At 64.7% G+C, this 9,568-nt stretch carries 9 protein-coding genes; 3 read left to right on the top strand and 6 right to left on the bottom strand.

Annotated features, from left to right (window positions below; all coding sequences use genetic code 11):
- Positions 1–67 precede the first annotated feature (67 nt).
- On the bottom strand, positions 68–1,762 hold the full coding sequence (locus tag DMX06_RS21640; protein WP_110739282.1) for a ShlB/FhaC/HecB family hemolysin secretion/activation protein: 1,695 nt from the start codon (positions 1,760–1,762) through the stop codon (positions 68–70).
- Positions 1,763–1,905: 143 nt separating this feature from the next.
- A complete protein-coding gene (locus DMX06_RS21635; RefSeq protein WP_110739281.1) occupies positions 1,906–2,805 on the bottom strand; it encodes a DMT family transporter in 900 nt (299 codons plus the stop codon).
- Positions 2,806–2,938: 133 nt separating this feature from the next.
- Here DMX06_RS21635 and DMX06_RS21630 point away from each other — a divergent pair, with 133 nt between their 5' ends.
- The 3 genes from DMX06_RS21630 (at position 2,939) to DMX06_RS21620 (ending at position 6,167) form a co-directional block, all read left to right on the top strand.
- Complete coding sequence (locus DMX06_RS21630) at positions 2,939–3,376, top strand: Lrp/AsnC family transcriptional regulator (protein WP_110739280.1); 438 nt, start codon at positions 2,939–2,941, stop codon at positions 3,374–3,376.
- A gap of 509 nt (positions 3,377–3,885) precedes the next feature.
- A complete protein-coding gene (locus DMX06_RS21625) occupies positions 3,886–5,421 on the top strand; it encodes an NCS1 family nucleobase:cation symporter-1 (protein ID WP_110739279.1) in 1,536 nt (511 codons plus the stop codon).
- A gap of 17 nt (positions 5,422–5,438) precedes the next feature.
- Positions 5,439–6,167: an aspartate/glutamate racemase family protein gene (locus DMX06_RS21620; protein ID WP_110739278.1), complete on the top strand. Its 729-nt coding sequence runs from the start codon at positions 5,439–5,441 to the stop codon at positions 6,165–6,167.
- Positions 6,168–6,276: 109 nt separating this feature from the next.
- On the opposite strand, the gene DMX06_RS21615 is transcribed toward DMX06_RS21620, so the two are convergent.
- The 4 genes from DMX06_RS21615 to DMX06_RS21600 all read right to left on the bottom strand — a co-directional run bounded on the left by DMX06_RS21615 (position 6,277) and on the right by DMX06_RS21600 (position 9,218).
- A complete protein-coding gene (locus DMX06_RS21615) occupies positions 6,277–7,470 on the bottom strand; it encodes a D-amino acid dehydrogenase (RefSeq protein WP_110739277.1) in 1,194 nt (397 codons plus the stop codon).
- 45 nt (positions 7,471–7,515) lie between these two features.
- Positions 7,516–8,178, bottom strand: a complete 663-nt coding sequence (locus DMX06_RS21610; RefSeq protein ID WP_110739276.1) for a histidine phosphatase family protein — start codon at positions 8,176–8,178, stop codon at positions 7,516–7,518.
- Between the two features lie 214 nt (positions 8,179–8,392).
- Complete coding sequence (locus tag DMX06_RS21605; protein WP_110739275.1) at positions 8,393–8,731, bottom strand: FKBP-type peptidyl-prolyl cis-trans isomerase; 339 nt, start codon at positions 8,729–8,731, stop codon at positions 8,393–8,395.
- Positions 8,732–8,804: 73 nt separating this feature from the next.
- A complete protein-coding gene (locus DMX06_RS21600; RefSeq protein ID WP_110739274.1) occupies positions 8,805–9,218 on the bottom strand; it encodes a GFA family protein in 414 nt (137 codons plus the stop codon).
- Positions 9,219–9,568 lie beyond the last annotated feature (350 nt).

Here is a 9,568-nt window from a genome sequence, read left to right as displayed (position 1 = left end):
GCTCGGGCCAGTTGCAGACGCGCCCCTGACGGGGCGGCGGTGTCACGGGTAATGGGTGGGTCGAGGCTCAGAAGAACGCGTCGACGCGGAAATAGATCGGGTGTTCGCGGCGGGTGATGACGTCGGGGCGTTCAAGCGAGCGGGCGAAGGTCGCGCTGGCGGCGAAGTACTGGCCGCGCACGTTGAACTCGAAAGCATTGCCGCTCAGGCGACCATGGTCCTGGCCATTGCCGTGCTGGCCCTTGATCACCCCGGCGTCATAGGCGAAGGCCATGCCGTATTCGCGCAGCCACGGCTGCAGTGCGGCCCAGGTCACCGGGCGGCGCCAGCGCAACTGGTTGCGCCAGTAGCCGCCGCTGTCGCCGGTGAGGGTCTGCTCCTTGAAGCCACGCACCGAGGTCAGCCCGCCGACGCTGATGCGCTGGCCACTGTAGAGGGCGTCTTCGCTGCGCTGGCCGGTGGCCAGGCTGTCGAAGCTGAACTGCTCGCCCCACAGCTGGAACGGCTGCAGGTAGCTCAGGGTGAGGGTGTACTTGTTGTAGCGCGCCACCGGTTCGTTGCCGCGCGGATCGCCCGCGCCCTGGGCGTCGAGGGCGCCGATGCCCTGCTGCCAGCCGGCATCGAGGTTGACGAAGGCGTTGCCGATACGACGGCCGTGGTTGACGCCCAGCTGGCGCTCGGTGATACGGGTGCTGGAGACGTCGATCAGGGTGTCGTCCAGGTAGTTGCGCGCACGCAGGTGGCTGACGCCGGCATTGACCGCGGTCTTGCTCAGGCTGTCGCGGTGGATCACCCGTTCGGCCTGGAACTGGTGCACGCTGTTGTCGCCGTCGAGCTTGAAGGGAAAACCGCTGGAGGTGTCGCGGGTGCGGTAGTAGTTGTGGTTGTAGCTGTAGTTGAAGGTCCACCAGCCCCACGGCAGGCTGTAGTTCAGGCCGTGGCTGTCGGAATGGCGCCAGTGGTCGCTGACCACGTCGCGCCCGCCGCGCAGGCTCAGCTGATCGGCCAGGCCCAGTGGGCTGTCCCATTCCAGGCCAAGGTTCATCTGCTGTTCGCCACTGCTGGCGTCACCGTTGTTGTGACGGCTGGCCGAGACCCGCCAGGGCTTGTCACGCTGGCCCTTGAGCTGGACGCGACTGCCACCGACCTCCTGGCCCGGCACCAGCTCCACCTCGACCTGACGCGAGGGCAGGCGGCCAAGCTGGTCGACCATCTGTTCCATGTCGCGCAGGTTGAGCACCTCGCCGGTGTTGCCGGGGAAGGCCATGGCCATTTCCCGGGGGCTGGCCAGGGCGGAACCGTCCAGCCCTTCCAGGCGGCCTTCGACAATGATGATCTGCAGCACGCCGGAGCCCAGGTCCTGCTGGGGCAGGTAGGCGCGAGTGGTCAGGTAGCCGCGGTTCAGGTAATGGTCGGTGATGCGCTTGAGCAGGTCGTTGAGCTGGCCGACCTGCAGGCACTTGCCCTGGTACCCTTCGAGCAGGGCCTGGCGCTGCCGATCATCCAGCAGGCTGGCGCCTTGTAGCTCGACACGCTGGATCTGGAAGCAACGCCCTTCCTGGCTCGGCTGGGCTGGCGCCTGCGGTGCCTGCCTGCCCGGCAGTTGCTGCAGCTCTTCGAGGCGCTTGCGCTGCTCTTGCAACAGGTTCTCCTGGCGGTCGCGGATCAGGTCGCGATCGCCAGGTGTCTGGAACGGTGCGGCACCGGCCAGCAAAGGCAAAAGTGCCAGGCCTGCGGCCAGGAAGCGGGTAGGAAGGGGCATGGGGGCGTGGTCCGTCACTTAAAGCCGAGCGCATCACTGCGAAATAGCTGCGCAGGGTACTAAAGGACAGCAGTGCCATCAATAAGCCACCTGCTTCCTGATATTGCCGGATGATTCCTTTACGCCGGTAAGCCGCCCTTGCGTTAAGGTTGTCGCGCAGGCTTGCCGGCTGGCCGGAACCACCACCCCTGCTGCATGCCCGCCGCCGCCAGCAGGATCAGCCCCACACCCAGCCACTGCACCAGCGCCAGGCGATGGTCGAAGGCCAGCCAGTCGACCAGGATCGCCGCGATCGGGTAGATGAACGACAACGCCCCGGTCAACGCCGTGGGCAGGCGCTGGATGGCGCTGTACAGCAGCACGTACATCAACCCGGTATGCACGATCCCCAGCGTCACCAGGCTGCCGAGCGCCGGCAGTTCACCGGGCAGTCCGCCGAGTGTTACCCAGGGCGCCAGCAGCAACACGCCGGTGCTCACCTGGATCAGCGCGATCAGGTGCGGCGGCGTGCCGGTCAGACGCTTGATGATTAACGCGGCCACGGCATACAGCAACGCAGCGCCCAATGCCAGGACGATGCCCAGCAGATACTCGTCGCCACTGGCCTGCCCCGCGCCATGGGCGCTGACGATGGCCAGCATGCCGAGGAACGCCACGCCCAGCCAGGTCAGCTTGGCCAGGGTGATCTTCTCGCCGAGAAACAGCGCGGCCAAGCCCACCAGCATGAACGGCTGGACGTTGTACACCGCGGTGCCGATGGCGATCGAAGCCCGCGAGTAGGAGGCGAACAGCAGCACCCAGTTGCCGACGATCGCCACCCCGCTGGCCACCGCCAGCAGAAAAGTGGCGCGGGTCAGCACGCCCGGTTTGAGAAAGCCCATGGCCGCGCAGATCAGCAGCAAGGTGCCAGCGCCGAACACGCAGCGCCAGAACACCACCTCCAGCACCGGCTGCCCGGACACCAGCACGAACCAGCCGATGGTCCCGGAGATCAGCATGGCGGCGATCATTTCCAGCGAACCACGGCGCAACGAATTGTCCATCTCACACCTCCTGTCGACGATGGGCACAGTATGCGGAGGGTCGAGGGCGCCCTTCCAGCGGATAACCAAGGCATATCCGTGCTTGCACCTTTACTATCAAGGCAAATCTTGAAAATCACCTAACGAGGATGCCATGACCGATGCCATCGACCAGTTGCTGATCAACGCCCTGATGGAGGATTCGCGCCGCTCGCTCAAGGCCCTGGCGCAACTCAGCGGACTGTCGGCTCCCAGCGTCAGCGAGCGATTGCGCCGCCTGGAGGAGCGCGGCGTGCTGCGCGGTTACACGGTGGAGGTGGACCCGCGCTGTTTCGGCTACCAGTTGCAGGCGATCGTGCGCATTCGCCCGCTGCCGGGGCAGTTGCAGGAGGTGGAACGGCAGATCGTGGCCATTCCCGAGTTCACCGAATGCGACAAGGTCACTGGCGAGGATTGTTTCATCGCTCGCCTGCATGTGCGCTCGATGGAGCAGTTGGACACGCTGCTCGACCGCCTCAACGTGCTGGCCGAGACCAATACGGCGATCATCAAGAAGACGCCGGTGAAGCGGCGGTTGCCGCCCATGGCGTGAGGGAGGCTTTGCAGCGGCAGGCCCTATCGCGGGGCAAGCCCGCTCCCACGAGGTCGGTTTGGCCAAGAGCCCGAGCAAAACTTGTACACACGAATGTCACCATAAGTGCCATTTTTGTGTGCACTTTCCACGGGTAACGCCCCATTAGGTTACACACTTTGTTTAACTAAATTTGACCAAACGATCAACTAATTGGTTGCGTGAAAAATATAACCTGTTCATTTGGTCAACTTATAGTTCCCATATTTCATCTACTTAACTTTCAAACAGATAGATTCAAAATAGTAGCCCCCTGAAAGCGTGTTGATTGCTGGCATGGAACTGGCTTTTGTGTGTTTGCGTTTTGTATACAAATTTAACGAAACATAAATACACAAGAACCCGCAGCGTCGCCCCATCGGCGACCGTTGCGCCCAGAACCCTGTGATGCCAACGCCTGCACCGACGAGATGGCGAGCCCGTGCGCCAGCGCCCGCTCATCGCAGTCACACGCATCAGGAGCCGCCGGAATGAGTAGCAGCCTCCCCCTTGCCCCTGAACTTTCCGTTGCCAGCACCCATCCCTCGACCACGCCCCTCGAAGGCCACCCGGCCGATCTCGAATTGAGCCCACGCCTGCATAACCGCGACCTCGCCCCGACCAAACTGGCAGGGCGCCGCTGGGGCGGCTACAGCATCTTCGCGCTGTGGACCAATGACGTGCACAACATCGCCAACTACTCCTTCGCCATGGGGCTGTTCGCCCTGGGCCTGGGCGGTTGGCAGATCCTGCTGTCGCTGGCGATCGGTGCGGCGCTGGTGTACTTCTTCATGAACCTGTCCGGCTACATGGGGCAGAAGACCGGCGTGCCGTTCCCGGTGATCAGCCGCATCGCCTTCGGCATCCATGGCGCGCAGATCCCGGCGCTGATCCGCGCGGTGATCGCCATCGCCTGGTTCGGCATCCAGACCTACCTGGCCTCGGTGGTGCTGCGGGTGCTGTTGACCGCCGTGTGGCCACAAGTGGCCGACTACGATCACGACAGCATCCTCGGCCTGTCGAGCCTGGGCTGGGTATGCTTCGTGGCGATCTGGCTGGTGCAGCTGGTGATCCTCGCCTACGGCATGGAGATGGTGCGCCGCTACGAGGCCTTCGCCGGCCCGGTGATCCTGCTGACCGTCGCGAGCCTGGCGGTGTTCATGTACTTCAAGGCCGATGCGCGCATCGCCTGGTCGGTCGCCGAGCCCCTGGGCGGTTACGAGATGTGGCGCAATATCTTCGCCGGCGGCGCGCTGTGGCTGGCGATCTACGGCACCCTGGTGCTCAACTTCTGCGACTTCGCCCGCTCCTCGCCCTGCCGCAGGACCATCCGCGTCGGCAACTTCTGGGGCCTGCCGGTGAACATCCTGGTGTTCGCGGCGATCACCGTGGTGCTGTGCGGCGCGCAGTTCCAGATCAACGGCCAGGTCATCGACAGCCCGACGCAGATCGTCGCCAGCATCCCCAACACCGCGTTCCTGGTGCTGGGCTGCCTGGCCTTCCTGATCGTCACCGTGGCAGTGAACATCATGGCCAACTTCGTCGCCCCGGCCTTCGTGCTCAGCAACCTGGCGCCGCGCCACCTGAACTTCCGCCGCGCCGGGCTGATCAGCGCCACCCTGGCGGTGCTGATCCTGCCGTGGAACCTGTACAACAGCCCGTTGGTGATCGTCTACTTCCTCTCGGGCCTGGGCGCCCTGCTCGGCCCGCTGTACGGCGTGATCATGGCCGACTACTGGCTGCTGCGTAAGGGCCGCATCAACGTGCCTGAGCTGTATAGCGAGAATCCCGCCGGCGCCTACCACTACACCCGCGGCATCAACCTGCGCGCCCTGGCGGCGTTCATCCCGGCCGCGCTGCTGGCCATCATCCTGGCCCTGGTGCCCAACTTCCACGGCATCGCGCCATTCTCCTGGCTGATCGGTGCCGGTATCGCCGCCGCCATCTACCTGCTGATTGCGCCACGCCACCGCCAATACCTCGATGTCAGCGGCGAATGCATCGCCGTCGACCACAGCAGCCACTGAATTCAGGGAGATCCGTCATGCGTATTCTGATCGCCAACGTCAACACCACCGAAGCCATCACCCAGGCCATTGCCGAGCAAGCGCGCAGCGTGGCCGCGCCCGGTACCGAGATCGTCGGCCTGACCCCGTGGTTCGGCGCCGAGTCGGTGGAGGGCAATTTCGAGAGCTACCTGGCCGCCATCGCGGTGATGGACCGGGTGCTGGCCTACGACCAGCCCTTCGATGCCGTGATCCAGGCCGGCTACGGCGAGCATGGCCGCGAAGGCCTGCAGGAGCTGCTGGACGTGCCGGTGGTGGACATCACTGACGCCGCCGCCAGCACCGCCATGTACCTGGGCCACGCCTACTCGGTGGTCACCACCCTGGACCGCACCGTGCCGCTGATCGAGGACCGCCTCAAGCTCTCCGGGCTGTACGAGCGCTGTGCCTCGGTGCGCGCCAGCGGCCTGGCGGTGCTGGAGCTGGAAAGCGACCCACGGCGCGCGGTGGAAGCCATCGTCGAGCAGGCCGAGCGGGCTGTGCGCGAGGACAAGGCCGAAGTGATCTGCCTGGGTTGCGGCGGCATGGCCGGGCTCGACGAGCAGATCCGCCAGCGCACCGGGGTGCCGGTGGTGGACGGCGTGAGTGCGGCGGTGACCATTGCCGAGTCGCTGGTGAGACTGGGGTTGAGTACCTCCAAGGTGCGTACCTATGCCACGCCGCGGGCGAAGAAGGTGGTGGGCTGGCCGATGCGCTTCGGCCGCTGATCCACCAGTAGCGCCCGTCGCAGGGCAAGCCCGCTCCCCTGGCGTCAAAAGCAATCCGTGGGAGCGGCGATGCGGCGACCCGACTTGCCCCGCGATGAGGCCAACAAGGTCAGCGCAACAGCCTCGCCAGCCGCTCGCCACTGCCACACGCCAAGGTGAACCCCAGCGCTCCATGCCCCAGGTTCAGCCACAGGTTGCGATACCGTGTGGCCTCGAGGATCGGCACCCCGGTCGGCGTCGCCGGCCGCATCCCAGCCCACTCCACCGCCTGCCCGTAATCAGCGGCCTCCGGCAGGGTCTGGCGCGCCAGCCGGCGCATGCTCGCGAGCCTGCCGGCGTCCACCGCCTCGTCATAACCGACGATGTCCACCATCGCCGCCACCCGCAGTTGATCGTCCAATCGTGCATAGACAATCTTGCGCTCGTAGTCGGTGATGCTCACCTCCGGCGCCCGGTGCGTGGCACCGACCGGCGCGGTCAGGCTGTAACCTTTCAAGGGATAGACCGGCAGCTTCAAGCCCGGCAATGCCAAGCCGGCACTGCGGTGCCCGGCGCTGAGTACAAGGCGCTGCACTTCCAGCCGCTCGTTGCCCATCTCAAGCGCCAGCACCTGATCACCGTGCGTGATCAGCCGTGTCACCGGCCGCCCCAACAGCAACCGGCATTGCCCGGATGCCTCCAAGCGCTCGGCCAGGCGCAGGCAGAAGCGGTGGCAATCGGCGACCTCTTCGTCCGGGGTGAACACGCCGCCAACGAACGGTGCCTCGCAAAGCGCCGGGTCGAGTTCGCGCAGTTCGGCAGCATCCAGTGTTCGCTGGCTGTCGGGATCGAGCAGGTGTCGGCACCCATGGTCGAATGCACGCTGGGTACGGAATGCGACCAGCTTGCCATTGCGTCGCCAGGCGAAATCATCAAGGCCGTCCTGCTCGCGCCAGCGCTGTAACGCCGCCTGGCTTTCGAGCGCCAGGCTCAGCAACTGAGCAGCATTACGCCGATTGACGGACGTGCGGCAGGCCATGACGAAAGCCGCCAGCCAACGCCACTGCGCTGTGTCCAGACGCACGCGCAGACGCAACGGCGAATCCCCCTGCAGCAGCCAGCCAAGTGCCTGCCACGGCACACCGGCATCGGCCAGAGGCGCCACATAGCGATACGAAAGCTGTCCACCGTTGGCAAAACTTGTGGCGCTGGCCAGGCTGTCGCGGGCCTCGACCAGGTCGACCTGCCTGCCGTCGCGCACCAACGCATATGCCGTCGCCAAGCCGACCACCCCGCCGCCGATCACTGTCACCCGCTGGTTCATGCATCCATTCCTGTCCAGGCCTGATGGCCAGACAGTAACAGCAGGTCAGGTCGGGCAGCCAGGCTCGCCGTGATCGAGCCCCTGGCGCAGGTTACGGCTGAGCAGGGTCGCCTTGCCATCGCGCCAGGTCAGCGTGAGCACGTACAAGGTATCGAAGTCGTCGCGATGCCAGTCTTCGGTGAGCACCCGCTCTTCGCCCAGGGCCTTGCCGGCCACGGTGTTGATCAGTTCCGGGAGATAGCCGCGGGACCAGGCGGTGTAGACCGTCGCATTGCGGTACTTGCTGCTGAGCAGCTCGTCAGCCAGGTCATCGGTATCGTTGGCGCCATAGTCGATGTTCACCGGCAGGCCGAGGCGGATGGCGCTGGGGCTGATGGTCATCAGCGGGCGGATGTAGCTGTAGCGCTCATCCTGGCTACCTTCCTCGACCCCCCGCGAAGGGTTGGCGGCAAATACGTAGTCGGCCTTGCCGAAGCGCTCGGGCAGCAAGGTGGCGAGGTCCAGGGCACGGTTGAGCCCCTGGCAGTTCAGCTGCCCCAACCCCTCCCCGGGTTTCTCGGCGTGACGCAGGAAGACCAGGGTCTGGGTGCCATCCACGGGTTGCGCGCGGCTCTCGACCACAGCCAAGGCCAACGGCACGGCCGCAGCGGCGAGCGTCAGGCTCAACAACAGGTGACGACGACGGCGAAGGAAGGTGGGCAGCTTCATCTGGGACGGACTCTTGCGGCAAGGGATACTGGGTTGCCCCGCCACACGGTCCCGCAGCCTTGGCTGCTGGTCGTCCTTGTCGTGAATGCCATCCATGGCAGCGAGTGAGGCTCAGAGTGCCCTCGACCCGTTTGGTTCCTCCCTGGGCGCACATGCCGTTCCATGGACATAGGCCACGTTAACGCATGTGTGTTGCTGAATTATTGCTTGTAGTTCAATCGTCGCGGGTCAGCACTTCCAGCAACTCGATCACGAAGGTGAGGTCCGAATTCGGTGGAATCGAACCGACCGAGCGCTCGCCATAGCCCAGGTGCGCCGGCACCAACAGCTTGCGTTTGCCGCCCACGCGCATGCCCATCAGGCCCTGGTCCCAGCCCTTGATCACCCGGCCGGTGCCGATCACGCACTGGAACGGCTTGCCGCGCGACCAGGACGAATCGAACTCGCTGCCGTCGGCCAGGGTGCCGCGGTACTGGGTGGTGATCAACGCGCCCTTGACCACGGCCTTGCCGTCGCCTTCCTGTAGATCGATGACTTGCAGCTCACTGCTCATGGCAGGTTCCTCGAGACGGTTTTGGTGGGCGCCCTTTTCTCAGAAATACGTGGGTTTGGCAAGGCGGGTCGGCTCAGGACGGGGCGAACTGTTCGAAGATCTGTTGGCCGGTGAGGTCCTTGGTTTCGTTCTTGAAGCAGTACCAGGCGGGTTTTTCGTCGATGAAGATCTGCTCGGTGAAGGTCCAGTTCACCTTACCGTCGAGCACGCCGACCGGCACGACATAGAGGTTGCCCTCTTTCAGGCGGTAGAACAGGTGCGTGCCGCACTGGCCGCAGAAGCCGCGCTGGGCCCAGGGGGAGGAATCATAGACGCTCGGGGCTGGACCTTCGAACTGCGGGGGTTCGGCGCAATGGACGGCCAGCAGTGGGCCGCCGGTCCATTTGCGGCACATGCTGCAGTGGCAGGCGCTGACGTGGTTGTTATCGACCTTGACGGTCAGTTTGGTGGCTTGGCATAGGCAGGTGCCTAGGTTTTCCTGGGGCATGGGGGGCTCCTTGCTGTTGTTTTTGGGAGTTGGAGTATAGGTGGTGGGTTCGGGTTCGGGTTCGGGTTCGGGTTCGGGTTTCAGGGTGTGGATTTTGAATTTTTTATGCGCATTCGTAGAAGATAACGACATTTAGTCACCTTTCCGCCCTTACGGCGGGTTACTTTGGTCTTGGCCAAAGTAACCAAAGCCGCCCCGCTCCGTTCATCCGGCCCCTACGCTTCGCTCCGGGGTTCCCTCGCTCCGTTCTTGCTCCCGGGAGGACCGCGCTGAACGCCCCATCCTGGGGCGCAGCGCTTGACGGCCATCCATGGCCGTCACCTCCCTCCGCAAGAACTCCGCTCGGCCTC

Source organism: Pseudomonas mosselii (assembly GCF_003205295.1).
Taxonomy (GTDB): Bacteria; Pseudomonadota; Gammaproteobacteria; order Pseudomonadales; family Pseudomonadaceae; genus Aquipseudomonas; species Aquipseudomonas mosselii_B.
Note: the sequence above shows the minus strand (reverse complement) of the source record. Positions and strands in the feature narration are given on the sequence as shown.